Annotated in this window: 28 protein-coding genes; 13 read left to right on the top strand and 15 right to left on the bottom strand. The window is 41.8% G+C overall.

Annotation, left to right across the window (positions count from 1 at the left end):
* The first annotated feature begins 142 nt into the window (after positions 1-142).
* Positions 143-760 (top strand): hypothetical protein, encoded by a 618-nt coding sequence (locus TOL9009_RS0126105; protein ID WP_029635958.1) that lies wholly within the window; start codon positions 143-145, stop codon positions 758-760.
* Between the two features lie 107 nt (positions 761-867).
* Here TOL9009_RS0126105 and TOL9009_RS0126100 read toward each other — a convergent pair whose 3' ends face one another.
* The 6 genes from TOL9009_RS0126100 to TOL9009_RS46205 all read right to left on the bottom strand — a co-directional run bounded on the left by TOL9009_RS0126100 (position 868) and on the right by TOL9009_RS46205 (position 8,007).
* Positions 868-1,149, bottom strand: coding sequence for an SDR family oxidoreductase (locus TOL9009_RS0126100; RefSeq protein ID WP_029635956.1), 282 nt, complete (start codon positions 1,147-1,149; stop codon positions 868-870).
* A gap of 12 nt (positions 1,150-1,161) precedes the next feature.
* Positions 1,162-2,361, bottom strand: a complete 1,200-nt coding sequence (locus tag TOL9009_RS0126095; protein ID WP_084763304.1) for an acyltransferase family protein — start codon at positions 2,359-2,361, stop codon at positions 1,162-1,164.
* 389 nt (positions 2,362-2,750) lie between these two features.
* Positions 2,751-4,640, bottom strand: coding sequence for a biosynthetic-type acetolactate synthase large subunit (ilvB, locus tag TOL9009_RS0126090; protein WP_029635953.1), 1,890 nt, complete (start codon positions 4,638-4,640; stop codon positions 2,751-2,753).
* A gap of 142 nt (positions 4,641-4,782) precedes the next feature.
* Entirely contained in the window at positions 4,783-6,543 is a 1,761-nt protein-coding gene (locus TOL9009_RS0126085) for a Rieske (2Fe-2S) protein (protein ID WP_038296592.1), read from the bottom strand.
* Positions 6,544-6,825: 282 nt separating this feature from the next.
* Positions 6,826-7,149 carry a hypothetical protein gene (locus tag TOL9009_RS0126080; RefSeq protein ID WP_029635950.1) on the bottom strand — a complete coding sequence of 108 codons (324 nt, stop codon included), beginning with the start codon at positions 7,147-7,149 and terminating at the stop codon, positions 6,826-6,828.
* A gap of 273 nt (positions 7,150-7,422) precedes the next feature.
* Complete coding sequence (locus tag TOL9009_RS46205; protein ID WP_144238342.1) at positions 7,423-8,007, bottom strand: hypothetical protein; 585 nt, start codon at positions 8,005-8,007, stop codon at positions 7,423-7,425.
* A 27-nt stretch (positions 8,008-8,034) separates the two neighbouring features.
* Between TOL9009_RS46205 and TOL9009_RS0126070 the strand changes: the two genes are divergently transcribed.
* Both TOL9009_RS0126070 and TOL9009_RS0126065 read left to right on the top strand, forming a co-directional pair.
* Positions 8,035-8,325, top strand: a complete 291-nt coding sequence (locus TOL9009_RS0126070; RefSeq protein WP_029635946.1) for a type II toxin-antitoxin system Phd/YefM family antitoxin — start codon at positions 8,035-8,037, stop codon at positions 8,323-8,325.
* Positions 8,309-8,665 carry a type II toxin-antitoxin system RelE/ParE family toxin gene (locus tag TOL9009_RS0126065; RefSeq protein ID WP_029635944.1) on the top strand — a complete coding sequence of 119 codons (357 nt, stop codon included), beginning with the start codon at positions 8,309-8,311 and terminating at the stop codon, positions 8,663-8,665. The genes TOL9009_RS0126070 and TOL9009_RS0126065 overlap by 17 nt, the downstream gene beginning before the upstream one ends.
* 118 nt (positions 8,666-8,783) lie before the next feature.
* On the opposite strand, the gene TOL9009_RS43870 is transcribed toward TOL9009_RS0126065, so the two are convergent.
* Entirely contained in the window at positions 8,784-8,975 is a 192-nt protein-coding gene (locus tag TOL9009_RS43870; RefSeq protein ID WP_242055664.1) for a helix-turn-helix transcriptional regulator, read from the bottom strand.
* A gap of 601 nt (positions 8,976-9,576) precedes the next feature.
* Positions 9,577-9,885 (bottom strand): GIY-YIG nuclease family protein, encoded by a 309-nt coding sequence (locus tag TOL9009_RS40510; protein ID WP_186227652.1) that lies wholly within the window; start codon positions 9,883-9,885, stop codon positions 9,577-9,579.
* 58 nt (positions 9,886-9,943) lie between these two features.
* Between TOL9009_RS40510 and TOL9009_RS0126050 the strand changes: the two genes are divergently transcribed.
* A complete protein-coding gene (locus TOL9009_RS0126050; protein WP_029635942.1) occupies positions 9,944-10,135 on the top strand; it encodes a hypothetical protein in 192 nt (63 codons plus the stop codon).
* Between the two features lie 115 nt (positions 10,136-10,250).
* Here the strand turns inward: TOL9009_RS0126050 and TOL9009_RS0126045 are convergent, their stop codons facing one another.
* The 3 genes from TOL9009_RS0126045 to TOL9009_RS0126040 are packed head-to-tail and all read right to left on the bottom strand — an operon-like array spanning position 10,251 to position 12,451.
* Complete coding sequence (locus TOL9009_RS0126045; RefSeq protein ID WP_029635940.1) at positions 10,251-11,510, bottom strand: MFS transporter; 1,260 nt, start codon at positions 11,508-11,510, stop codon at positions 10,251-10,253.
* On the bottom strand, positions 11,510-11,836 hold the full coding sequence (locus TOL9009_RS47770; RefSeq protein WP_186227651.1) for a hypothetical protein: 327 nt from the start codon (positions 11,834-11,836) through the stop codon (positions 11,510-11,512). The genes TOL9009_RS0126045 and TOL9009_RS47770 overlap by 1 nt, the downstream gene beginning before the upstream one ends.
* A 48-nt stretch (positions 11,837-11,884) precedes the next feature.
* Positions 11,885-12,451: a hypothetical protein gene (locus TOL9009_RS0126040; protein WP_029635938.1), complete on the bottom strand. Its 567-nt coding sequence runs from the start codon at positions 12,449-12,451 to the stop codon at positions 11,885-11,887.
* Between the two features lie 428 nt (positions 12,452-12,879).
* Between TOL9009_RS0126040 and TOL9009_RS0126035 the strand changes: the two genes are divergently transcribed.
* Complete coding sequence (locus tag TOL9009_RS0126035; protein WP_029635936.1) at positions 12,880-13,989, top strand: ferrochelatase; 1,110 nt, start codon at positions 12,880-12,882, stop codon at positions 13,987-13,989.
* Positions 13,990-14,106: 117 nt separating this feature from the next.
* Here the strand turns inward: TOL9009_RS0126035 and TOL9009_RS0126025 are convergent, their stop codons facing one another.
* The gene (locus TOL9009_RS0126025; protein ID WP_029635934.1) at positions 14,107-14,652 is read right to left on the bottom strand and encodes an NADPH-dependent FMN reductase; all 546 of its coding nucleotides are present in this window, start codon (positions 14,650-14,652) and stop codon (positions 14,107-14,109) included.
* Between the two features lie 172 nt (positions 14,653-14,824).
* On the opposite strand from TOL9009_RS0126025, the gene TOL9009_RS0126020 reads away from it, so the two are divergent.
* The 3 genes from TOL9009_RS0126020 to TOL9009_RS0126010 all read left to right on the top strand — a co-directional run bounded on the left by TOL9009_RS0126020 (position 14,825) and on the right by TOL9009_RS0126010 (position 18,300).
* A complete protein-coding gene (locus TOL9009_RS0126020; RefSeq protein ID WP_029635932.1) occupies positions 14,825-15,658 on the top strand; it encodes an alpha/beta fold hydrolase in 834 nt (277 codons plus the stop codon).
* Positions 15,659-15,752: 94 nt separating this feature from the next.
* Positions 15,753-17,468: a serine/threonine protein kinase gene (locus TOL9009_RS0126015; RefSeq protein ID WP_029635930.1), complete on the top strand. Its 1,716-nt coding sequence runs from the start codon at positions 15,753-15,755 to the stop codon at positions 17,466-17,468.
* Between the two features lie 370 nt (positions 17,469-17,838).
* A complete protein-coding gene (locus tag TOL9009_RS0126010) occupies positions 17,839-18,300 on the top strand; it encodes a DUF29 domain-containing protein (protein ID WP_029635928.1) in 462 nt (153 codons plus the stop codon).
* 274 nt (positions 18,301-18,574) lie between these two features.
* Here the strand turns inward: TOL9009_RS0126010 and TOL9009_RS0126005 are convergent, their stop codons facing one another.
* Complete coding sequence (locus TOL9009_RS0126005; RefSeq protein WP_029635926.1) at positions 18,575-19,948, bottom strand: DUF2330 domain-containing protein; 1,374 nt, start codon at positions 19,946-19,948, stop codon at positions 18,575-18,577.
* Between the two features lie 185 nt (positions 19,949-20,133).
* The gene (locus tag TOL9009_RS0126000; protein ID WP_029635925.1) at positions 20,134-20,982 is read right to left on the bottom strand and encodes an RnfABCDGE type electron transport complex subunit D; all 849 of its coding nucleotides are present in this window, start codon (positions 20,980-20,982) and stop codon (positions 20,134-20,136) included.
* A 189-nt stretch (positions 20,983-21,171) separates the two neighbouring features.
* Here TOL9009_RS0126000 and TOL9009_RS0125995 point away from each other — a divergent pair, with 189 nt between their 5' ends.
* A complete protein-coding gene (locus tag TOL9009_RS0125995; protein WP_029635924.1) occupies positions 21,172-21,852 on the top strand; it encodes a polysaccharide deacetylase family protein in 681 nt (226 codons plus the stop codon).
* Positions 21,853-22,116: 264 nt separating this feature from the next.
* On the opposite strand, the gene TOL9009_RS0125990 is transcribed toward TOL9009_RS0125995, so the two are convergent.
* Positions 22,117-22,476 (bottom strand): helix-turn-helix transcriptional regulator, encoded by a 360-nt coding sequence (locus tag TOL9009_RS0125990; protein WP_029635922.1) that lies wholly within the window; start codon positions 22,474-22,476, stop codon positions 22,117-22,119.
* A 379-nt stretch (positions 22,477-22,855) separates the two neighbouring features.
* Between TOL9009_RS0125990 and TOL9009_RS40505 the strand changes: the two genes are divergently transcribed.
* The 4 genes from TOL9009_RS40505 (at position 22,856) to TOL9009_RS42315 (ending at position 24,667) form a co-directional block, all read left to right on the top strand.
* Positions 22,856-23,224, top strand: a complete 369-nt coding sequence (locus tag TOL9009_RS40505; RefSeq protein ID WP_051503032.1) for a hypothetical protein — start codon at positions 22,856-22,858, stop codon at positions 23,222-23,224.
* Positions 23,225-23,343: 119 nt separating this feature from the next.
* Entirely contained in the window at positions 23,344-23,712 is a 369-nt protein-coding gene (locus tag TOL9009_RS40500; protein ID WP_051503031.1) for a hypothetical protein, read from the top strand.
* Between the two features lie 120 nt (positions 23,713-23,832).
* Complete coding sequence (locus TOL9009_RS42320) at positions 23,833-24,198, top strand: hypothetical protein (RefSeq protein ID WP_051503030.1); 366 nt, start codon at positions 23,833-23,835, stop codon at positions 24,196-24,198.
* A gap of 103 nt (positions 24,199-24,301) precedes the next feature.
* Entirely contained in the window at positions 24,302-24,667 is a 366-nt protein-coding gene (locus TOL9009_RS42315; RefSeq protein ID WP_051503029.1) for a hypothetical protein, read from the top strand.
* The last annotated feature ends 58 nt before the right edge of the window (positions 24,668-24,725 follow it).

Raw genomic sequence — 24,725 nt, 5'->3', positions numbered from 1 at the left:
AAATTTTTCAACAGATGTCTAGTATATGAAGGATGTTGACATGTTTAATAGGCAGCGGTCAATTAAAAATAATTCATGAGATGATAAAATCGCTCTTGTTAACTAACCTGTACATACAGAAATACGGAATAGGGGTAAAAGTGTGAATACATTCTTGTCTGGTGTGGCTGTATTACTTTCTACTTTGGCTTTAATGTGTAGTGGCTATGCGGCTTATCAAGTTTTCACGTTACAGCAGACACTGAATAGTAGCAAAACAGCGACTAATATCGCTCCTATCCCCATACCATCAACTGCCCCAACTTTGGAAACTCCCACAACAGCGATCGCACCATCACCGGTAACAACACCAACAACCACCGCTACAGCCTCAACATTTACCCCCGGTCAATTTGTCCAACCGGCTTTTGGTAATAAAGCAAAAGTAGAGTTACTCTCACTTAAACGGATTAAAGATCCCGGAACTGGAAACCGTGATGTAGTTAATCTGCGTCTTCGGGTACGTCGCGTCGCCGCAGATGAAGTTGCTGATAGTGATATAATATCAATTGCGAGTACAACAGCTCGTAATCCTGATACCAGTGAAACATACAAAGCTGTTGCCTTAGATCGCTCAACGGGAAGCGTTTCTTTGTTTCAGGTACGTGAAAATTCCTCAGCGGATGCGTATGTCTGGTTAAGGGTTCCCGAAGCTGTGAATAACTTGGACATCTTTGTACCAGATACAGCAGCTTTTCAAAATGTACCAATTTCTAATTAAGAGTGCGATCGCTCAACCAGATAAATCTAACTTAGTACAATATTGTATAAATTCATGTCGAAAATTTCTCACGAAAACTCTGCGTTTACCTCCTTTGCTCGTCTGCGTTAAAAAACGCGCTCGTTCTTATGCGATCGCTCTAACTTAGGTAACATCAGAGTAAAGCCACCGTTAATACACAAATACTGCCCCGTAACAAATCTGGACTCTTGACTTGCGAAGTAAAGCACTGCTTCAGTAATATCCTGTGGAGTACCCCAATTCTGCATGGGAATTCTGACTTGGTAAGCATCCTTTTTTTCCTGAAGAACACTTTCATGACGTTCTACAGGAATCCACGCTGGAGCAACTGCAATCTTTTTAAACTCTGGGACTCTGTGATTCTGCATGGTCTCACTTTTTTAATCAGCAACACCAGCAATCAAATTATCTTCCTGCTTTGAGGGAAAATAAGACTTCAGCCTCAATATAGGCTGCTCTAAACAATACCAACTCAATAATGAAACAACTAATGTCAATACTCCACAAAAGAAAAAACTAGCTAAATGTCCCAGGATAAAACAGTGACCAACGTATTCATAAATTCTGTCACACAACATCCACAAAATGGGAAAATGATAAACGTAAAATCCGTAACTGATAGTACCCAATCCTTGTAACGGCGACCAACTTAAAAATCTGACTAAGAGGCTATTTTTTGATTGTGCTACAGACAAAATTAACACTGAACTAAAGAAGATAGCTATTACAGAAAAGCCGATTGATTGAACCACTGGATTCTCATAAGAAAGTCCTCCTTGAGTGATTACTATAATGCCCAAACTAATGCCACTCAAAATTGTGAGTATTGGCGAAATTGATAGTAGCCGAGGAAGTATCTTAGGCGATCGCATCCACAAAGCAGTCAAACAACCTATCCCTAAGGCATCCACACGACAGAGGGTATTAACGTATATACTAGAAGAAAGGGTATGAGTTAAGGGATGGGTCAACAATAAGGAACTGCGAAAAAAGAGTGCAGACAAAATAACTATTCCCAAAAACCAGCTTAACAGTCTGCGAGGCAGAAAATAAATCAACGCCGGACAGATAATATAGAACTGTTCTTCAATAGCTAAACTCCAAAGATGATCCATTGGTCCAGTAAAAAAGACTCCCTCAAAGATCAATTTCCAGTTTCCTAAGTAAAACCAATACCAAATTTGGTTACTATCTAAATTATTTGCATATTCATAATTCCGAATAAGTGGATGTATTACTCCTAAAAAAAGGCTCAAAAAAACGTAGTAAACGGGAAAAATTCTGAGGATTCGTCTAGCATAGAAATTTTGGAAAAAATTCGGTTTTTCGCGGCTATCAAGGAGGATTCCGGCAATCAAAAATCCAGAGAGTACAAAAAAAGCATCGACTCCAAACCAAGTTGAGTTCATTAAATCTCTGTAAAAAGCGTTCACAGATTCAGCATGTTTCCCTGCAAATTCGGAAACACAATGAATCAGAAAAACTAACAAAATAGCTACGCCACGATATCCATTTAGTACGGGCATATAGCCACGTATAGTACTAGGAACTCTCTCTACATTCGGGGATGAATTTAACATTTAGGTAAATCACATAATTGATTTAATTTAATTTAATTATTTTAAATCTTTGCCATAGACCTTAAGACCATCCCAAATACCCATCACCCCATGATAGGGACTGTAGTAGACGTTCTCCATTGTCTGAATCTTCTTGACTAATCTTGGCTCAGAATTTCCCACAGCAATTCCTTTTAAATATTCTATAGCTGAAGCTTTGATTCAATATCACCACTCAATAGGGAAAAATCTACATAAAGTAGGGTGAGCAATGCCCACCCTCGTCTTTAAATATTAATAGGACTTACGCATTTTGAACGAGAGGCTCCTTCATGTGCGATCGCTACACTTGGTTTCGCTAAGTATGACAAAAATATTTTGCTCCCAGTCCTGATTAGTTCATTGCGGCTTTACAATTTAGTGCCGCAATCACCACAGAAGTTCTGATTGGGAGCATTTTTCGCACCGCAATGGCTGCAATAAATTGGTTCTATTGCGGCTTTGGGGACTTGTTTTGGCAAACCAATCATTTGCGCGTTGTTTTTGCCTGGGGCTACCATTGGGTAACAGTTTTCGTCTTTGGTGACACGGGCATCGACGATTACAGGTCCTTTGTGTGCTAGCATTTCGGCGATCGCATCTTTCAACTCTTCACGGTTATAAATCACCATCCCCTTGATGCCGTAAGCTTTTGCCAACAACTCAATGTCTGGCATTCCTACTTCCATATTTGAGCATGAGTAACGCTCGCCGTAAAAGGCTTGTTGCCATTGACGTACCATTCCCTGCCAGCCATTATTCATAATCACAGTCTTGACATTTATGCCATACTGTGATAATGTCCCTAATTCTTGCAAGCACATTTGGAAACTAGCATCACCGCTGATACAAATAACTTCTTCATTGGGGAATGCCACTTTAACACCCATTGCCGCAGGTAAGCCAAAACCCATCGTTCCCAAGCCAGCGCTAGAAATCCAGCGACGGGGACCATTTTTGAGGAATTGTGCTGCCCACATTTGATGTTGTCCCACATCTGTGGTGTAGTATGCGTGGGGTGCTTGACTGCCGATTTCCACAATCACTTCTTGGGGTGACATGCTATCAGCATAATGCGGCACCACTAAAGGATATTCTTCCCGCCAGCGGTTAACTAAATTCAGCCATTCTTGGGTTTGGTTGGGTGTCCCCGTGACACCTGTCTGTTTGCAGCGACGCAACAAGTCAATTAATACATTCCGGACATCACCGACAATCGGCACTTCGGGAACGCGATTTTTACCAACTTCTGCGGGATCGATGTCGATGTGAATTACTTTTGCGCGGGATGCGAATTCATCTAACTTGCCGGTAACGCGATCGTCAAATCTTGCACCAACGCAAATTAGTAAATCGCAATCAGTCACCGCAAAGTTAGCGTAAGCGGTGCCATGCATCCCTAACATTCCTAAAGCTAGGGGATGATGTTCGTCAAAAGCACCGATACCCATCAACGTGGTAGTGACGGGGATATTAAATAATTCTGCGAGTTGTTTAATTTCTTCGTGGGCACTTGAAGCGATCGCCCCACCACCCACATACAATAAAGGACGGCGACTTTCACGAATCAAGTTAATTGCTGCATTTATCTGTCGCGGATTTCCCTTCACCGTGGGACGATATCCGGGTAACTTCACTGAACCCGGTTCCACAGGCAGATAATCAAATTCTTCTAATGCCACATCTTTAGGCACATCAATCAAAACGGGTCCCGGACGTCCAGTACTGGCGATGTGGAACGCTTCGGCAACAATTCGCGCCATATCTTGGGTGTCGCGCACTACATAGGAATGCTTGACAATTGGTAGCGTAATTCCGTAGATATCCGTTTCTTGGAACGCATCTGTACCAATTGATGCCCGTGATACTTGCCCGGTGACAATAATCATCGGGATCGAGTCCATGTAGGCGTTGGCGATGCCCGTCACCAAATTAGTTGCTCCTGGTCCTGATGTACCAAAGCACACCCCTACCTTTCCAGTAGCGCGGGCGTAACCATCAGCGGCGTGGGATGCACCTTGTTCGTGCCTAACCAAAATGTGCTTCATCGCACCAGTGGCTTCTACTTTATACAAGTCATCGTAAATTGGCAGAATCGCACCGCCAGGATAGCCAAAAATATACTCAACGCCGTGACGACGCAAACTGTCCAGCAAAGCGAAACCACCACTGACACGCTTGGGCGTGACTATTGGTGAGGGGATATTTGGCTGAACGTGATTCTCAGTTTGTGGGGAAGTAATTGGGTAAGGCGATCGCACTCTTGAACCTCAGACTATAACTAACTTGATGTTTAAATACTGTAGTTAAGAATTCATTTTAATAGAAAAGCTGAATATATTTGTCAAGAAACGATAATGAAAATTGGGTAATGGGCATTGGGCAAGGGGCATTGGTACTATTTCAGACAGCATCCTCAAACAAGCGATCGCCTCGATGCAATCTGTAAGCCATTTGATAAGTTTGTCCTTGGGATCGCATAGTGGGTGCATGAGCTGCTAAATATCGGGATGCGGCGACTAAGACATTAATCCCAGCAGGTGTGTTATTCAATAGGGAGTATTGACGAAAAGCGGCTTCAATCTCCTGAATAACGTGAAATTGACGGTCTTCGCGCAACAATAATTTACCTAACATCGCCAAGAGCAGTTGTGGTTCACCCCCACTGTAGAGATAGCAACCGACTAATTCCCCAACCCGATTTACTTGCTGCTGTCTATCGAGTAAATCTGGCAATTCCCGTAATAATTCTTCCGGATTTTCCACAGTTTTATCTGGTTTGGGGAGACGAGCAGCAGGTACATTGAGAAAGCGATCGAGATATACGCTCATTGCTGCATCAAACACTCCTCGCAATAGTTCTGGTGATGTTACCCGTCGCAGTCCTTGATGGACGGCATTAGCAAAGGTAAAGGTGTGATGGGCACTATCCCAATCGCCAAAATCATTGTTGGTACTAAATTGGGCAATCCGCAAAGCGGCTGCATAGGCAACAATTCCCGCTAACTCTTCCTCGGAACATCCTTGACCCAGGGCAGTAAGTAGAGAATTGGCGATCGCTTGGGCATTGTCACTTAGTAATATTGGTATGAGTTGGTCGCGATCGTCCCAAGTTCCCCGTTTACTTTTCCCCTCAGTCAAAGCACTCGGCAATTCCTCAAAAGCCTGGTGTAAAATTGCTACCAAATCCACAGGGGAACGCCAAGATCTAGATTCCTCCATGCGAGCAGCTTTTGCGTAGCCAGCAACTAAACTAGTTAAAACGATTTCGGCATTTTGCCAACCTGTTACATCCAAAGCTTCTAAAGCTTTATTGGTGAAATCCAGAGTATGACCAACATCCAGATAGCGATGATCAGTAACTACAGTAAATAGCATCTGGGCAATTTGCTGTTGGGATGCACCCCCACGGATTGCCGATGCCAAACAGCGTTCTGCACCTTCTGCATCTCTCACCTCAATAAACTGACGAAACCAATTTTCCAGGATGGGCAGTTTTTCTGGATTGTCCGAGTCGGGTAGGGGTTGAATGGGGAACCGGGGTGGTTGATTGTTAGAATCCCTAGTGACTGCCGCTAAACCATGATAAATGGCACGGGGTTTGTCTTCCGCATCAAGATAGGGCAATAGGTTCATCATACAAGTGTGGATTGTCAAACCCGTATCCCAACCACTTTGCCGATAACACACCCCAAAATCCAACCCCATCCAAAACGGTTCAGTAGGGTTAATTTTCTTATCCAACAGGGCAATGACAGATTTGCCAATTACTAAAGAAATCCCTTTTTCTAAGCCATCCTGGAGACGTTGACGGTGGTGAGTTAACACATCTGCATGAGTCCCTAAATCAACCCACACCTCGCCATTACGGATTTGCACAGGGAAAGCTGGTAAATCATCAGCCCAAGAGTCGAAGGTTCCCCCACTCATTAAATCAAAGCGAGCGTAGTGCCAATCGCAGGTGAGAATACAATCTTTCACAGTCCCCCGACTCAGGGGAAAACCCATGTGGGGACAGCGATTATCCACGGCATAAATTTTGTCATCCAAACTGATTAGCAATAGTGTATGTCCGGCAAGAGCAACAACTAATCTGCCTGCATTACAGACATCATCTAATTTGGCAGCACGGACATAATTTTCTATTTTGGTATTTATTGTCATCACTTTCACCTAGAAGTAAGTTATCTATTTCTAGTAACCGGAGTAGCATTTGCCAATAATGTGAAAACCCAGAGATTTATAAAGTGCGATCGCTAACCTTAGATTTATCGCCTAGCGGCTCTGCCAGAGCATCGCTATTTGAATCTGTTCTAGAGAGAGGGTTTGGATAATTTTAATTCGGTTGTGCTATGTATGTTGTGATCCATCATTAATCTTTACCGATAATTATGATGACAGCTACACCAAATTGAGATAAATTTACTATGAAAATTTACTGTTATCCTATGTAATTAGAATTCCACTTACCTTGTTTCCATTCGTAGCCATCCGGGCGACAAATTCATCTCCACCATCAGCGAAACTAAGTTTCCACAAATAAATTTGATATTTACCCTGTTTCAGATTACCGAAGTAAGTAATGTTATACCCCTCTGGCATTCGTGGTGCAAGCTGAGAGCTAACCGAGTCAAACATTTCTTTGCTAATCCCTGTTTTGTAGTCCGCATCGCCAACTGTGAGGAAAAGTTCGTAATTGCCTGTTTTTATGGAATCCAAGATTGTTTCCAAACTAGCAATTGTATTTTCTGAAGGATGTATCGAACTCATAAATTATGCACTCCTAAGGAATTCTAGTATTTGTAGTTAAAGATTAAATTGATGATTTGCTATTTTTACGATGGCAAATCTCTGGGTTTTTAACAGTACCCTTGAGGGTTATTTTCTTAGGAAATTACAACTCAACTTATTCTACTTTTTTTAAAATCCCCTGGGCATTAGAGTAATACCAATTCTTTATGAGGCTGCGCTTAATAACCCGACGAGTAAACTCGCGGCTACACGTACAAAGCCCACCTGCGTGGGCACTCATTAGGCGCAGCTTCACACAGAAATGGTATAAGTAGCTTTGTAAGCAAGTTTGCCATCTGAGAGCAAATGAAAATGCTCTCCTGCTACAGGTGTGCAAATTTTGAAATTGCTTCTACTATCAAAATTACTAACGTCAAACTCGTAATCGTCACTGCTGACTTGATGCAGAGAAATTTCGCCATAACAGGGAACATCAGGAACACTGATATAACCACATTTCTCGTTTAAGCTGCAATTTCGCTGAATCTCAAGATTGATGCGAAACGACTTTCCTAAAGGCTCTTTGGCTACACCCGACCATTTCCCCAAGAACGCATTCGATACTCGTAGCGATACGGAAGAAAGAGATGTTGGAACGGGAGTAGGTGCAGAGGATGGAGATACAGAAGGAGTGGCTGAAGGAGAAGATGATGGACTAGGTGATGTTTTGTTTACCGTATTAGTTACTATCGTATTAGTTATGGTAAAGATACCACCAATTACCGCTACTGCAATAGTAGCGATCGCAGTCCATGCTTCTGGGCTAATAGCTTTTGTCTTGAATAAAAATTTACACAAAAAATTGACTTTGACAACAGTGCTACAAATAATTAACATAAAATTATCTGTTAATTATTTGAAAATATGACTCTCAGCGTTCGTAACATTTACCCATTGTCAGAATTTCAACGAGGTGCTAAAGCCTTTTTAGAAAAGCTTAGGGGAACAAAAGAACCTATTATCCTTACTGTTAACGGCAAAGCATCTGTAGTTGTCCAAGATGCTCAAAGCTATCAGGACTTGCTAGACAGGCTAGAACTGTTAGAGACAAGCGCAGGAATTCGCAAAAGTCTTGAGGAATTTGAGCTTGGTTTAGGTATCCCCCTAGACGAAGCATTCGAGCAGCTGCGAACAAAATATGATATACAAAGTTGAAATTTCGCCGACTGCGTTGGCTGATATCGAACAAATATTTCTCTGGATGCGTGAGTATTCTGTAGATACAGCCCATCGATGGGTCAGAGGGTGCTACGAAATTATGCTGACATTGGAAAAATTTCCTAATCGTTGTCCCATGTCACCAGAAAGTGAGTACATGGGCATAGAAGTACGACAGCTACTATACAAACAGCAATTTCGTATTTTGTTTACTGTTAGTGAGACTTCAGAAGAAGACGAAGGAATTGTTCGCATTCATCGAGTTCGTCATGGTTCACAAAAAAGGTTACGTCATCCCGAACAACTATTAGATGATGTAGATGATGACGATGAATAAATCAATCAATCAATACTGTTTTACAATTTATGCACTGTACAAATTAATCATAGTATGTAATATTTAATATCAATGTATAAGTCAGAATTTTCTAACAATTTTGAGCAAAATCTTGCTATTAATGGCAAAATTTTTTGGGATTCATCCCTGTATGTTTGCGAAAACACTTGGCAAAATGACTCTGATTGGCAAAGCCGCAATCTAACGCGATCGCTGTAATGGTGAGTTGCGATCGCTTTAGTAAATCTTTTGCCCGTTCTACTCGCTGTTGAATTAAGTGTTGTATTATACAAAAAATTGAGTTTGACAACAGAGCTACAAATAATTAACATGAAATTATCTGTTAATTCCATGAAAATATGACTCTCAGTCTTCGTAACATTTACCCATTGTCAGAATTTCATATCTATTCTATACAGATAGCTGCGTTTACTTCGGACTACCTAATGAACTCAATCACAGCATCGATTTGAGCTTAATTACCTCTTCCCGGTTTACAATCAGCAAAACCTAATGCTTCCGTATCGAGAAAACTGGCGATCGCCATTTCAATAACCGCTTCAACTGGATACTCAATTTCGGCAGCACGGACAATTAAAGCTTCTCGAATGCCATCGGGTAAAAGCCCTAAAATAACTTAGGCATCGGTACTTGTCAGTTGCTCTTTACTTTTAGCCTGCATAAATTCACCTTTCGGGTGGGATTTGGACGTTGTAAGGAGGTTCGGTAGCCCTGAGAATAATTGCTTCTAACTCCAATAGATTTCTCCGGAAAAGTTTTAGAGACCGCAAATTTACGCACAATCCTAACCCCCCTTCCCCCCTTCCCTACGAGGGAAGGGGGGTTTTAAAGCCTCTCCCCGAAACGGGGAGAGGAATGGAAGCGGGGTCTTTTTTCTTTTCCGGAGAAGTCTAATAGTAACCCAGGGTTTTCCCAGTAAGAATTGGCTGCATTGCAATACGAATATCTTCATCATTGTACTTATCGAGCCATGCCCACAAAAAAGCCTTATGTCCCCCACTAAAACGACTCCGCAAACTCTTGGTTTTACCGATATAAAGCAAACCGTCTGTTTTGTGTCTAATTGCATAAATACCAGGACGAGGGGGAATATGGTTGAATTCACGGCTTAAAGGCTGACATTGCTCGAAGGGTGTAAAAGCGATCGCATCCAAGATTATCCTCGCTTGGGTTTGCAATTCGGAATCGTTTGTCGGCATGAAATTAAGAAGACTGAATGCATAAAAATCATGCTCTCACAAATTTTGCAATAAATCTTTGATAGAAAATATTTCAGGTGCGATCAATCGCCACATTTACGGATTTACGTTTCAGGAACTCAACTTTCCCTTGGAACCATCGGAGTATCAAAAAGCAACAAAAAATTTTGTTTCATTTATTGCAGGCGATCGCTGTAATATTATCTTTGTTAACCCAGAGAGCGCTCGTAGTTTAGTTTTTTATGACTAAGTTCAAGTGCATTACAAAAGCTATTGAGGCTACTCAGCATCGAACAAATATTTCTCTGGGCGTAAGTCATATACCAAAAGTATAGAATTTTTTTCTAATCCCCAGTCCCTTAAATCTAAATTACATCTTCCAACACCCGGCGGGTATTTTGCCAAGCCCAAACACCGACACCAGCAACAACAATACTCATCCCTACCAGCACAATTCGCAAGCCGAAAGCATCAGTTATCGGACCTGTAATCGCTAAGGGTACAGAAAGGGCAATATTCACAGCATGATTTTGAAAGCCAAATACTTTACCAAGCATTGTTGGCGGAGTTTGCTGTTGAATTAGCGTTTGCATCGGCACACCAATTAAAGAAGCACCAATACCAAGCATTGCACACAGTCCTAAAGCCAGCGCTAAATGGTGGATAAAACTAAACAAGCCTAAAACCAGCGCCATGATCAAAAAACCAATTAAAGGTAAAGGCTTGCCATGTAATTTTTCGCCCCAGTTACCCAAAATCGCTGCACCCAAGACCATACCAACTCCAGCAGCTGCTAAGAAAAAACCAAATTGTTTCTCTTTCAAACCAAATTCCGCCGCTAATCTAATGCTCAATACCATTAAAGCTGCAAATACGCAATATAATGTTACAAGTTGCAACATGGCATTCAACACTAAACGGTTTTTCTTCAGGTAGCGCAACCCCTGTTTAAAGTCAGTCCAAGGGTGAATTACCGCCTCAGTGTCGTCTGTTGCTTTGTTCTCTTTAAAGTTAATCGGCTGCATGATTATAGCCGATAACACGTACAATGCGCCGACTACAAGCTCTTGACCATATCTTTCTCCCAAGAAATCTTTCGCCAAACTCAACATCGGCTCTCCAACTGCAAAGCCAACAATTAAAGCGCTCATCATTGTACTGCTAAACAGCGCATTAGCTGCTAACAAATTCTCTCGACGCACAATTAAAGGAATGACAGCTTGTTCGGCTGGGGCAAAAAATTGCGTGACAGTCGAGATGGCAAAAGTGACTATTAATAAAATGAGAAACTCTCGTGGCAAAAACGGCAGACACAGCGTCAATATACCGCGTACCACATCAGAACCAACCATGATTAGCTTTTTAGGAAAGCGATCGACAAAAATGCCGCCAGCAGAACCGAACAAAATTGCTGGTATTGTAAACGCTACCATCAAAGTTGAGTATTTGGAGTTTTGCGCCAACCCAGGAGATGGGTAGTATTCCAGCAGGGCAATCATCAAAACGAAGAAAACCTTGTCTGCTAATTGGGATACTAGTTGCCCAATCCACAAAAGCATAAAAGCACGATTTTTGAGAAGGGCGCCAAACCCGTTATTAACAGCCGCAGGTTCAGTTGGGAACATTAGAGATTTGGGGTAAGGACTACGGTAGATGGGGCATTGGGCATTGGGCATGGGGCATTGGGCATGGGGCATTGGGGAGGCAGTGCGGTCTTGGGGTTTCCCCAAGTGGAGGAACTGCCGAACCCGTAAGGGTCTCCGTCACGATGGGGGACTGGCGAACCCGAAGGGTCTTGGAGTCTCACGCTACTGCGTTGCGGGGTGGCTCGACAAGTGGAGCAACTGCCCTCACCTGCCGTCAACTCCTCTGGGGATGGGGAAAGATGAGGAAGAGAAATTTTGCCCCATGCCCCATGCCCCATGCCCCATGCCCCATGCCCAATTCTCAATGCCCTATTTCTCACTCCTGTTTGCCTACTCTTTTTTCCGGACTATTTTTATTGATAACGCTTTAAAAGGATCTGTAAAAATTCTGCCGCAGTCAGGTGACTTTTACGTGGGGAAACTTCATTATTAGATAAGTCTACCCATCTGCCTTGGATAGTTGGGGGCGATCGCCACATCGATAAATGCTCTACTGGTGGATCTGCATAAAAGTTATCTTGCCCACTTCCCAATATTTTAGAACTCCAGTGGGTGAGATAATCATGACTCATCCTGTGAATCGGGAAACTGCCCAAAAGAGGTACTCCCCATCCATCAATAGCAATAAATGCTTTGATGTTACCACCTAACATTTGCCACGAATACGCTGCGGCTATTGCCCCAACGACACCTGCACTAAAGCTGATGAATATAACTGGCGATTTAGTGCGATCGCCCAGGCGATGTCTTAAAACCTGTAATATATGAAATCCTGATAACGCCGAAAAACCATCAGTGGGCACTTTCAGTATATTCACTGTTTTTTCTTTAGTTTGAGAATAAATCTCTAACCCTCCCGAAATAAAGTTTTCTGTTAAGGCTGGCTCATGAATTCCAGGGCAAATAATTATGCTCGTCATTTAAAGTAGCTTTTTTACACATAACATTTATTGATTAGGACGTATTTTAATATTACTACCCAACACCCACCGAAGGCTGAGGCGTTCTGCGTACAAAGTCCGCCTAATCATGGACTAGGAAAAGTTAACGTTTTTAGCTCACCTAGGCAGGTTTTGTTCGTGTAGCTTTTTGAGTGCGTGAATGCGTGACTTCCGCCTTGCAGTACTAGTGCTTTTTTATTCGACATTATAACATTTTTTACTTACCCAAATATCTAAAAACCTTAGGTTTTTAGCCAAACTAAACGTATTAAACCGCACTTCTAGATTTAATATTTGGAATTTTTAACTCCACGTAGGTGCTATCCCCCTGGATGGGATAGTAAAATACGAGTAAGGGAAAAATAAAATCCCTTAGATATTAAATGGTTACATTGAGGAATTCAATCGTGGTTGCTACCCCGGAAAAGCTGGATCATACACACGAGCATCTATCAAGTCAAGAACGAGTAGCTGTATTGCTTATGGGTTATGGTGAAGTCGAAAGTTATGAAGACTTCGCTAACTATAACGAACAAGCTTTAAATCTACTGACAGCAAAATTTGCACCAGTACCAACCTGGATTTATCCTCCTCTGGCACGTCTTTTAGCATTATTCGATCGCCATGAATGGGGACACACGCATCATGATTTTATTTCCCCACATAACGCCATCTTTGAAAAGCAACGGGCTGGCATTGAGAAAAATTTACAAGAAAAATGGGGCGATCGCGTTCAAGTTTTCAAAGCTTTCAACTTCTGCGCTCCCTTTCTCCCCGACCAAGTTTTAACCGAAATTCGTGAAGCAGGCTTCGATAAACTACTAATTTACCCATTGCTGGTAGTTGATTCTATCTTTACCAGCGGCATAGCGATCGAGCAAGTTAACAATGCTCTTTCCCAAATCCCTGATGGTGAAGAACACTGGGTTAAAGCACAGCGTTACATTCCTTCTTTCTACAACGAACCAGCTTACATCGATTTGATGGCTCATCTGGTAGAAGAAAAAATTAACGCTGATTTGGCTAACGCTTACCTACCTTCTCAAATCGGTATTGTGTTGATGAATCACGGTTGTCCCCACAAAGCGAAAGGTTTCACCTCCGGGATTACCGAAAGTCAGATACTTTACGACTTAGTACGTGATAAGCTAATTAACCGCTATCCTCTCATCTCCGTAGGTTGGCTCAACCATGACACACCTTTAATTGATTGGACTCAACCAAACGCTGAACAAGCGGCAAAAAACCTCATCCAATTGGGTGCGAAGGTGATAGTATTTATGCCAATTGGCTTTGCGACAGAAAATCACGAAACTCTCTTGGATGTGCACCACATTATTCATGACCTAGAGAAAAAACATTCAGGTGTAAGCTACGTACAAATGGCTTGCGTCAACGACGATCCTCAATTCTTAGCAGTGGCAGCACAATGGGCAAATGCTCATATCGCTGAACTCTTATCAGAGGAAGCGACAGCAGTTAACCCCCAACTAGCTGGACATCATCACCACCATTAGGGAGATGGGGGAGATGGGGGAGATGGGGGAGCAGGGGGAGCAGGGGGAGCAGGGGGAGCAGGGGAAGCAGGGGAAGAAATTTCTCCTTGTCTCCTTGTCTCCTTGTCTTCCCTTTCCCTAACTGATTCCTCGCAATTTCCGGGTATTCTCAACTAAACTTTGGGCAAATTCGTCAAATCGCTGAGAAAGTTTCTCATCTAGTAACTTACCTTCAGCGTTGAAAGCTTTCCAAACTTGTCCGATCGCTACCTGTTCAGGTATACACCAAGCATGAACCCATCTGAGAATTAATCTCATATCATTTAAAGCGTTGCTGTTAGGTTGTCCCCCTAAGACGCTAATTAATCCCGCTACCTTACCAGAGAACTGATCGAAGCTCATTAAATCTAGTGCATTTTTCAACACACCACTGACGCTGCCGTGATATTCTGGTGTTGCTAAAATTAATCCATCAGCAGAAGTGACAGCATCCTGCATCCGTTTTACGTCGGGGTAATCTGGATATTCTTTTCCCCCGTCGCAAAAAGGTAATTTCATCTGCCTTAAGTCTAAAATTTCGACTTCTGCACCTAGCGCTTCTACTCTTTGCGCTGCTAATTGTAAAGCCATTTGGCTGTAAGAGTCCGGTCTTAAACTACCTGCAATGCCAACAATTCTCACCATAAACCAACATCCTAATATAGATTCAATAGCATCTTTTTAAATGCAAGTCGAAGTCATTACGACTAAATCTATTTTAGCGATTATTATCAAAATGTGTAGAATATACCCTTGCACTCATTCATGAATGTGCGATCGCTTTCCCCCCTTCCCCTTCTTCACAAGTGATGCAATGATGCCTATACGTCAAAGTTTATTCTTATCTGATATCCAAGTATCTTACTTAGAGTGGAATCAAGGTAAAGAACCGTTGCTGCTATTACATGGTTTAGCTGACAATGCGGTTGTTTGGTCAAGCTTAGGAGATTACCTAGCGGCAGAATACCATATAGTTGCTCCAGATATGCGCGGTCATGGTGAAAGTAGTAAGCCTGAGACAGATTATACTTTTGAGAGCGCGATCGCTGACTTAGAAGCACTGATGGATCGGTTGGGATGGAAATCTGCTCATGTCGTAGCGCATTCTTGGAGTGGTAAATTAGCTTGCATTTGGGCAAAGCAAAATCCAGCACGTTTGCGGAGTATGATTCTTGTTGATCCGATTTTTATTTGGAAAATACCCAGTTTCTTCAAAGTGACATTTCCGTTGTTGTATGGTGTCTTGCCATTTCTCAAAGGAATGGGACCATTTGCTAGTTTAGAACAAGCCGAGATGCAAGCGCGTCAGTTAAGTGAATATCAGGATTGGAATTCTTTACAGCAGCAAGTCTTTCAAGCTGGAATCGAAGAAAAAGCCGATGGTAGTTGGGGTAGTAAATTTACAATAGCTGCACGCGATCGCATTTTTGAAGAAGTCATGCGAGTTCCTGGATTAACAGTTACAATTAATACCTCAACTCTCTTTATCCAACCAGAAAAAGGTGTTAATCGTCAACAATGGCAACTTAAACCCTACAAAACTTATCTAACAAACTTACGCATCTGCCAAGTTCCCGGTAATCACTGGGCATTTTTGACAGAAAGTCAAGCATTCAACTCGACCGTAGCAGCTTTCTTAAAAAATTCGTAGTAAGCGATGAGAGCGCTTATCTTGGGCACTTCAGTGCCCACTACGATCTAAAAATATTATAAATTAATCTTTTACTTGGAGCGAAACCACATTCATGAGCTTTTGTATTAATCCAGTTTGCCCGAAACCGAACCACCCAGACAACGATGAGAACCGCTTTTGTCAAAGTTGTGGTTCCCAACTTGAGTTGTTAAAACGCTATCGGGTGTTGCGTCTTTTGAGTGACAAAACTGGTTTTGGCAAAGTTTATGACGCATACGAACAAGACACACCGAAAATCCTTAAAGTACTCAAAGAGGATTTATCAAATGATGCGAAAGTAGTAGAACTATTTCAGCAAGAAGCAGCAGTGCTAGGAAATTTGAATCATCCGGGTATACCTAAAGTTGATGGTTACTTTCAATATCAGACCAGAAATGGCTTGGTATTGCACTGCATTGTTATGGAAAAAATTGAAGGTTCCAACTTAGAACAGTGGCTAAAACAGCAGCAAAATAAACCGATTTCTCAAGAACAAACTGTAGCCTGGTTAAAACAGTTGTTAGAAATTTTAGCTCTGGTACATGGGAAACAGTATCTGCATCGAGATATAAAACCATCTAACATCATGATTCGTCCTGATGGGCAGTTAGTGTTAATTGACTTTGGTACAGCCAGAGAAGTTACTAGAACCTACTTAGCCAAAATCAGCAGCGGTGGTGGAGGAATTACAGCAATTATGTCATCTGGCTACAGCGCACCAGAACAAATAAGCGCTCAAGCTGTAGCGCAATCAGATTTTTATGCCTTAGGACGCACCTTTGTATTTTTGCTGACAGGGTATCATCCTTTGGAGATGTACGACAGCCATCATAATGTATTGCATTGGCAAAATCATGCGATGCAAATCTCACGTTTACTGTTGAATTTGATTGATTCGCTGATGGTGCGGGATGTAAATCAGCGTCCAGCTACCGCTCAGGATATTATAAAACAGTTGGAGGCAATTGAACAACAATTAACAGGAACTATTGCAACTGTAAATATTGTGGGAAGTCCAAAAACCGCCTTTTTACCGCAACCAACTACGACGACTTTACCACCCCAGCCAGAAAAGCAGCCGGAAAAAGTTCCTTTATTAGCATTATTTGCCGCGTTGCTGGTATCGTTAGGATTATTAGGTTTAGTAGCCTTAGCAACTCGTTCTTCTAAATTAGCTTCTTTACCTGAAGATTACGGGCAAGCACCAGAAAAAAAAGGCAAAGTTGATTACTTTCCTTATGAAGAAGGTAAAGATAGTCAAGGTAGAGTTGCGGAATTTAACGTTGCGGTTTTATCAGTAGAATATAAATGGCAACTTGGCAGTAATTATCAAGTTAAATATAACGACGAACTGATTAATCTGGATTCTTTAAAGTCTAATTTAGAAGAAGAAGGAATTCAGAGAATCATGGAAAATCCCAGCGAAATTATCTCTGTCGGCACAGCTTCTTGTGAAGGCAATGTAGAGGTAGAAGAAAAAAGAGCTTTTGAACGTTCTCAGAAATTACAACTTTTAGTTAAGAAAATATTTAGCAAGACCAGAAGTGTGGAAGGTTATCGGTTGTTAAATATGGGACAATTTCAGCGGACTGATTGTCAAGCAAATCAAGATTCAACAGCTTATCAAAGAAGTATTATTATTATTGGTGTGAAGAAACAATCAGAAGGTGTAATTTTAGATGAAGCGTTAAGAGATAGGTTAGACAATAAGCCTTTTGCCGATTTTAAATTACAAGATTATTCGCTGGGTTCCCAAAAGAGATTTAAGACAATACCAAGTAATTTGTAATCTATTCAGAGGAGGTTTTGATTGACTCCTCTCCAAACTTCTCCTCCTGTGGAGGAGAGGCTTTGATTTTTAATTCGTTTCTTCTTAACTCGTTCCCAGGCTCCAGCTTGGGAATGCATACTCATACCAATTCACTAAAATTATGTACCTCACGCGATTTGTCGTTTTGCTACTATTACAGCAAATTTCAGGTTGCAGGAGGTACATGCCTAAAACCCAAAACCCGCTCACAGACGTAGCATTGCTACGTCTCTACGTGTATTTAATAACAACGCAATCTGCTGTATATAAATACCGTTTTACTTTAGGTTGCTAAGGAACAGTAAAAACGAGATAATATTATTTGTATAGATTTTTGGGGTTTGTGAAAATGACAGCACCTCAACCAACAGCTTTTACTAACTCAAGTCTTTACGAGCAAGATTTTTATCTGTGGATAGAAACGACTGCTAAACAGTTAAAAAAAGGTAAGTTTGCTGAAGTTGATTTAGCGAATTTGATTGAAGAAATCGAAAGTATGGGGAGAAGCGAAAAAAGAGCTTTAGAAAGCAATTTAGTAGTTTTATTAATGCACCTCCTGAAATATAAGTATCAACCCGAAAAATGTTCTAACAGTTGGCTTTCTACTATCTTTGAACATCGGCGCAGATTAAATAAATGTTTGCAAGATAGCCCAAGTTTGAAAAAGTATTTTGCGGAAAACTTTATGGAATGTTATCAAGATGCGCGTCAGCTAGCAGCTTTAGAAACTGGGTTAACTCTTGATACTTTTCCTGTAGAGTCTTTTTTGACTGCGGATGAATGTTTAAATCAAGAGTTTTTACCTGATTAGTTGAATTTTGATTTATTTTACCAAAAAACCTTGTAGAGACGTTCCGGTGGAACGTCTCTACAATCGTGTGGAATGACGAAAAATCGTTATATAAGGGGTATCATCTCGGATTCGTGCCTCGATATCTTTAAAGAAGTCGGGGATCTTATTTTTTCAGGTTAATTGCTTTGAAGAATTAGCCTTTAGCAACCCGAAGATGACATCACATGTGACTTTATGTCTGAGCCTACAATGGGTTAGGAGGTTGAAAAATCAAATAATTTTGCGTAACCAGTTACCCTAACCCCAGCCAAGAGAAGAGATTTTGCCACCAAGAAGTACTTACCTGACCCACAAGTTTCATTTTTTGGCGAATGTCTTGAATATTCCAGTTAGTTAATTTCGCAAGAGTTTGCGCTTCTTTTTCAAAACGCTTGCCCAAAGAACGTTTATATTCTCTTCCCGCAGAACATGTAACTCGACCTGTAAATGGGTGTTGCAAAATGTAACGTCCTTGAAAAGATTCGCGGTTAGAAGTTTCGTGAAACATCAAATCTTCCGGGAATTTGTCGCGAGTGTAGCGGACATGCAAACGAGAAATGAAAACGCTACTAGAAGGGCTTGGTGGACGAAAGCCACGGGGTGCAGGTGCGTTTACCCCAAAATCATTATCTAACCAAAATACACCCGCTTGCTTAAGTTCCTGTTGGCTAAGAGGTTCGGCAGAACAAGGATCGCAATTACTCATATCCCAAGCATATTCTAAAAATGCCACTTTTCTATCTTCTTTGATGTAAGAAGTTTGGAACATGGATTTATAAAAGTTGCTAAATTCATCTTTGACAAATAAGGGAATATTGTCACCAGAGGGAACTTTCACTGTGCGGTAATTGGTGATTTCTGCTTGTCCTTTGGGCGATAAAATGTAGACAATTAAATCTTGTTCGCTTGTGGCATTAATCATGCCCAAACGAATTGGCAACATGAATTTAGGTGAAGTGTAATAAATTTGCAAAGGACGCAGAAACTGATAGCCAGATTTCTCAAATTTATTCAAGTTGACTTTAGCAACAAAGAATTTCATTGAAGAACGAATGTAAGGCTGAAGTAGCTGTTTTGCCCCTCTAGGAATTTTATAACCGTTGCGGTTCAGCCAAGTTTCCAGTCCGCCCGATTCTTTGGCGCTGAGGATTAAAATGTCGTATTCACCAACGTTAAAACGCGCTTCTATAGTCACACCTAAATTGTCAGCACCCCTAGCATTTCCTACTCGACTTCTTGGTGCTGCTGATGGTGCAGGTAATACCCTATTTTCTTCGTAAACTGGTGTGCAGGGGTCTGAGTCGAAATATTCTACCAATCGTGGTGCGCTAAAAGCATCTAAACGCTCGATGATTTTCGGTTCGGCAACACGCACTTGCTCTTTTTTCAACACTGTCGGTACAGGTATAACAATTGCAAAATCTTTAACTTCACCCTGAAAGTCATTTGCCATCGTTAGGACAGTGCGATCGCCTGATCGTGCGATCGCTACCTGAGAAGCTTTGTTATACAGCTTTGCATCAGCTTTCGCAACATAAAATCCACAAAATGCCCATGCCGCCGGCGTAAAACAAAATACCGCAACAAATGTTAGTAGTAAAGAAATTAATAATCGAAAAGGTTTCATGTTAGTTGTTAGTTGTTGGTTGTTGGTTGATAGTTGATGGTTGATAGTTGATAGTTGTTGGTTGATGGTTGATGGTTGATGGTTGTTGGTTGATGGTTCATAGTTGATGGTTGATGGTTGATGGTTGATATAACCACTAACTACTAACCACTAACCACTAACTAACAACAACTAACCACTAACTACTAACCACTAACTCTTAACCAGGAAAATCGCGGTGCTTTCCACAAGGTATCTAGCAGGATAGTTAAAGGTGCAAGGGCAAACAATGCCCAAAAAACTGCGGTGGAAACAAAGAAATAATTCCGCAGAATAAAAGTTAATATCGCAATGCACATTGCCCAAATCACACGCCCAATTTGAGCATTGGGAATTGACCGGGGGTCTGTTACCATAAATAGGGCAAATAGCACTAACGATCCACTCATCAATCGATGCCAGTAAACATCCCAAGTCCAGCCCAACATCATATTGCGAATTGCTTCCATAAAAGCGTATGTAAGCAAAAAAGCGGCTGTTGTATCCCAACGTCCGACTCGCTTGAGAATCATGCCACCTGTGCCGGCAAATAACAGCCCATACCACCAATCATCACCCCATTGTCCTGGTGAAACCCAAGCATCGGGGGTTAGTAATAAAGCACAAATGATACCAGCGTTGGCGGGATTGAAGACATGTTTATCGCCAACTTTGAAGACAAATTTACTCGCGATCGCCACAAATCCCGCTAAAGCCATCGTCGTCCAATCATCAGCTCGTAAAAGCAAGCTGAGTCCTAATGCAGTAATCAACGCACTACGAATATTCGTCTTTTGCCCTGTGTCATTTGCTAATAACTCTTGACTGGTAGAGACGCGATATATCGTGTCTCTACAACTGTTGACTAATGACAAAAGCCATTGCGTTGATACACAGGTAGCGATCGCAACTACAATCAACTCTGGTTGTAGTGTCCAATCTCTTGTACCAATTCCTAAAATTAGGAATAAGGAAAGAAATAAAATTTGATAATCTCGTATATCTTTCAGCAACATTGCCCCTAAAATCAGAGATTTCCCGAATATGTGTCACCAATCTAAACGGGTAGAGGCAAAAATGATGCTGCCGTTACAAATTTTGTTACAGTTTGAGAAGGGACTGGGAACTGGGGAGTAGGAATTAAGTGAATTTCCAATTTTTAATCCCCAATCCAAAATCCAAAATCCAAAATTGAAAGACTCAAGATGCAATTCGCTTCACTATATCCGCTTGTTTACCGAATTCTCAAACCAACGTTTCCTAAGTGTCTTTGGTGTGGCAATCCAAATTCTAAAGCGATCGCACTCACGTTTGATGATGGTCCCCATCCGCAATACACACCAGAACTTTTAGCCGTTTTAGACCGCTATAATATTAAAGTTAGTTTTTTTTGGTTGGGTGTTTGCGTGAATCGTTCGCCGGCGATCGCCAAAACAATATGCGATCGCGGTCACTGGATCGGATTGCATAGCTACGATCATCGCAATTTCCCCATGCTTTCCCCAACTGAACTTCAGCAAAGCTTAGAAAAAACCCAAGCTGCAATTCATAATGCTTGCAATTTACCACCGTCACAAGTACGTGATGTCCGACCCCCCAATGGTTTCTTTACACCGGAAACTTTAAAATTATTACATCAGTGGAATTACCGCCCTGTTATGTGGAGCGTTGTCCCTGAAGATTGGGTAAGACCAGGAGTCGCTACTGTGGTGCAGCGAGTTCTCCAGCAAGTACAAAACGGCTCACTGATTGTTTTACATGATGGTGCTTGCGGTGGACAAGATGTTGCCGCTACAGCAGAAAGCTTGATTCCCCAATTGCTACAACAAGGTTATCAGTTTGTCACAGTTGATACTTTATGGCAGCAATCTGCACTCACGTCATAATCATCACCTATAAGATGAGTGCTAGCGCCAATAGTTAACGGTTAACATTCCTGATGAATTATTGCTATCTATAAAGGCGCTGCCAAGTAATACCCTTTTAGAGTAGAATAATAATATGGCAATGGTGTCCCGCATACATTTGAATTTAGGTAATATACGCACTTTGTAACTTGCTTTTCTTACGTGCCAATAGTCAAGCAATCAAGTACCAACAATAGTTGGCTGGTGCTTATGAACCAAGAAATTAAGAATGAGTGAATTTACTTAAGATACATTGGAGTTGCTTCTAGCGACTTTGCGCTTGTGAGCTACTTCAGGTTGTGGTGTGCTGGCAAGCGTTGGCTCGTCAGTCCCCAATAGGTCATGTATCTCGCTTAAGGATCTTGAAGTTTTTGCCGAAATCTCTTCTGGTGAGGCACTTACGTACTCAATCAGGTCTTCTACTTTGCAGTTTAGAGCTTGGCAAAATCTCACGATTCTTTCAATATGGTCTGTTCCAGTCCTGCCACTCTCCCAGTTCTGGATGGTGCTTTCAGTAACCCCGACAAGACGTGATAGCTCAAGCTGGGTCAGCCCTGCTTTGTCACGCAGAAAGGCGATTCTTGGTTTTGCTTTCTGTTTCACAGCTGTAGCACTTTATATCTTAACTTATAGTCGTAGATCCTAGCACCAAAAAAATCCAGCGCCCAGGAATTTCCCAAAAAAGACTTTTGCCCAAATCCTTGACACCCCCAAGAACTTTGGTTAAAAATATTGTGTATGAGGATCACCTCTTTTAGAGGTTATATAAAGGACAGATTAAGCGCACCCATGCAATTTAAAAAAAACTTTCCGAATATTCCGGAATGATGCGACTTTGATTTGAATATCATGATATCAAACGACAGCGTAAAAACCCTGGTAACTCCTCAAATTTTAAGTATGTATACGCAAATTGAGTCACAGGATTTATAAGTCAGTTTGAACCAACTACAAGACACAAATAATCAGGTCTAGAAATATTATGTTGAAGAATTTTGCTTTCGGTATCTTGGCTGCTGCGATCGCGATCGCTCCTGGTGCTGCATTTGCCGGTCAATCTCAAAGCAACGTGCAAGTTACCACACAAGACGGTGCGGCAATCAATGGTAGCACCAACGCTCAAACTTCTACCAGCACCAACGTTCAACAACAAATTCAACGCGCTAACCAAGCTGGTAATCGTTATAACCGTGGCAGAAACTACAAACCCGTTTGCAGAACTGGTGCTCAATCTCAAGGTTCTGTACAACGTACAAGCCAAAGCGGTGCTGCGATTGACGGTTCTGTCAATGCTCAAGATAGCGTTACAACCAGCAATCAACGTCAAATTTTAGCTGCTGGTTGCCGCTAATTAGTGCATAAATTCTGATGGCGTTACCTACTTAATAAAAGAATCAGAAAAACGATTCCACTAGTCTTATAACGCCTTCTCTCAATCAAAAACACACACAAATTTTTAGGTATAAAAACATGTTGAAGAATTTTGCTTTCGGTATTTTGGCTGCTGCAATCGCGATCGCTCCTGGTGCTGCATTTGCCGGTCAATCTCAAAGCAACGTCCAAGTTACTGAGCAAAACGGTGTTGCAGAAAATGGTAGCACCAACGCTCAAACTTCTACCAGCACCAACGTCCAACAACAAATTCAACGCGCTAACCAAGCTGGTAATCGTTATAACCGTGGCAGATACTACAAACCCGTTTGCAGAACTGGTGCTCAAGCTCAAGGTTCTGTACAACGTACAAGCCAAAGCGGTGCTGCAATTGGCGGTTCTGTAAATGCTCAAGATAGCGTTACAACCAGCAATCAACGTCAAATTTTAGCTGCTGGCTGCCGCTAATTAGTGCATAAGTTCTCCTGGCGTTACCTACTTAATAAAAGAATCAGAAAAACGATTCCACTAGTCTTATAACGCCTTCTCTCAATCAACAACACACACACTTATTTAGGTATAAAAACAATGTTGAAGAATTTTGCTTTCGGTATTTTGGCTGCTGCGATCGCGATCGCTCCTGGTGCTGCATTTGCTGGTCAATCTCAAAGCAACGTACAACATACCAATCAAGAGGGTGCTGCAATCAATGGTAGCACCAACGCTCAAACCTCCACCAGCACCAACCGTCAACAACAAATTCAAAACGCACAGAAAAAAGCTGGTGGATACCGTGGCAGCTACTACAAGCCCCGCTACCCCAAAGCTAACACAAACCAATCTCAAGGCTCTGTACAACGTACAGGTCAAAATGGTGCTGCGATTGACGGTTCTGTAAATGCTCAAGAGAGCAACACCCGCAACAACCAAACCCAAACTGTTCGCGGTCGCTAATTATTAATTAAGTTCTTAGGCGTTGGTAGTAAAAGTTTAACTTAAACAACGCCCTTTCCAAACAAAAACAACACTCACACACAACTAAATCAGGTTTAGAACAATGTTGAAGAATTTTGCTTTCGGTATCTTGGCTGCTGCGATCGCGATCGCTCCTGGTGCTGCATTTGCTGGTCAATCTCAAAGCAACGTACAACATACCAATCAAGAGGGTGCTGCAATCAATGGTAGCACCAACGCTCAAAGCTCCACAAGCACCAACCGTCAACAACAAATTCAAAACGCACAGAAAAAAGCTGGTGGATACCGTGGCAGCTACTACAAGCCCCGCTACCCCAAAGCTAACACAAACCAATCTCAAGGCTCTGTCCAACGTACAGGTCAAAGCGGTGCTGCCATTGACGGTTCTGTAAATGCTCAAGAGAGCAACACCCGCAACAACCAAACCCAAACTGTTCGCGGTCGCTAATTATTAATTGAGTTATTAGGCGTTGCAAAATTGAAGGAATCAGCCAAATTATTCCGCT

The sequence above is a fragment of the [Scytonema hofmanni] UTEX 2349 genome, from assembly GCF_000582685.1.
GTDB lineage: Bacteria > Cyanobacteriota > Cyanobacteriia > Cyanobacteriales > Nostocaceae > Hassallia > Hassallia hofmanni.
Note: the sequence above shows the minus strand (reverse complement) of the source record. Positions and strands in the feature narration are given on the sequence as shown.

Bases quoted from the DNA above. Each gene is read 5' to 3' on its own strand.
- TOL9009_RS0126040 (WP_029635938.1), bottom strand. From the start codon at position 12,451: ATGACGAGCATAATTATTTGCCCTGGAATTCATGAGCCAGCCTTAACA.
- TOL9009_RS0125995 (WP_029635924.1), top strand. From the start codon at position 21,172: ATGCAATTCGCTTCACTATATCCGCTTGTTTACCGAATTCTCAAACCA.
- TOL9009_RS0126025 (WP_029635934.1), bottom strand. From the start codon at position 14,652: ATGGTGAGAATTGTTGGCATTGCAGGTAGTTTAAGACCGGACTCTTAC.
- TOL9009_RS42315 (WP_051503029.1), top strand. From the start codon at position 24,302: ATGTTGAAGAATTTTGCTTTCGGTATCTTGGCTGCTGCGATCGCGATC.
- TOL9009_RS0126085 (WP_038296592.1), bottom strand. From the start codon at position 6,543: ATGACAATAAATACCAAAATAGAAAATTATGTCCGTGCTGCCAAATTA.
- TOL9009_RS0126015 (WP_029635930.1), top strand. From the start codon at position 15,753: ATGAGCTTTTGTATTAATCCAGTTTGCCCGAAACCGAACCACCCAGAC.
- TOL9009_RS0126100 (WP_029635956.1), bottom strand. From the start codon at position 1,149: ATGCAGAATCACAGAGTCCCAGAGTTTAAAAAGATTGCAGTTGCTCCA.
- TOL9009_RS0126065 (WP_029635944.1), top strand. From the start codon at position 8,309: ATGATATACAAAGTTGAAATTTCGCCGACTGCGTTGGCTGATATCGAA.
- TOL9009_RS0126045 (WP_029635940.1), bottom strand. From the start codon at position 11,510: ATGTTCCCAACTGAACCTGCGGCTGTTAATAACGGGTTTGGCGCCCTT.
- TOL9009_RS0126000 (WP_029635925.1), bottom strand. From the start codon at position 20,982: ATGTTGCTGAAAGATATACGAGATTATCAAATTTTATTTCTTTCCTTA.
- TOL9009_RS0126020 (WP_029635932.1), top strand. From the start codon at position 14,825: ATGCCTATACGTCAAAGTTTATTCTTATCTGATATCCAAGTATCTTAC.
- TOL9009_RS0126005 (WP_029635926.1), bottom strand. From the start codon at position 19,948: ATGAAACCTTTTCGATTATTAATTTCTTTACTACTAACATTTGTTGCG.
- TOL9009_RS46205 (WP_144238342.1), bottom strand. From the start codon at position 8,007: ATGTTAATTATTTGTAGCACTGTTGTCAAAGTCAATTTTTTGTGTAAA.
- TOL9009_RS40510 (WP_186227652.1), bottom strand. From the start codon at position 9,885: ATGCCGACAAACGATTCCGAATTGCAAACCCAAGCGAGGATAATCTTG.
- TOL9009_RS40505 (WP_051503032.1), top strand. From the start codon at position 22,856: ATGTTGAAGAATTTTGCTTTCGGTATCTTGGCTGCTGCGATCGCGATC.
- TOL9009_RS0126070 (WP_029635946.1), top strand. From the start codon at position 8,035: ATGACTCTCAGCGTTCGTAACATTTACCCATTGTCAGAATTTCAACGA.
- TOL9009_RS0126095 (WP_084763304.1), bottom strand. From the start codon at position 2,361: ATGTTAAATTCATCCCCGAATGTAGAGAGAGTTCCTAGTACTATACGT.
- TOL9009_RS42320 (WP_051503030.1), top strand. From the start codon at position 23,833: ATGTTGAAGAATTTTGCTTTCGGTATTTTGGCTGCTGCGATCGCGATC.
- TOL9009_RS0126010 (WP_029635928.1), top strand. From the start codon at position 17,839: ATGACAGCACCTCAACCAACAGCTTTTACTAACTCAAGTCTTTACGAG.
- TOL9009_RS40500 (WP_051503031.1), top strand. From the start codon at position 23,344: ATGTTGAAGAATTTTGCTTTCGGTATTTTGGCTGCTGCAATCGCGATC.
- TOL9009_RS0126080 (WP_029635950.1), bottom strand. From the start codon at position 7,149: ATGAGTTCGATACATCCTTCAGAAAATACAATTGCTAGTTTGGAAACA.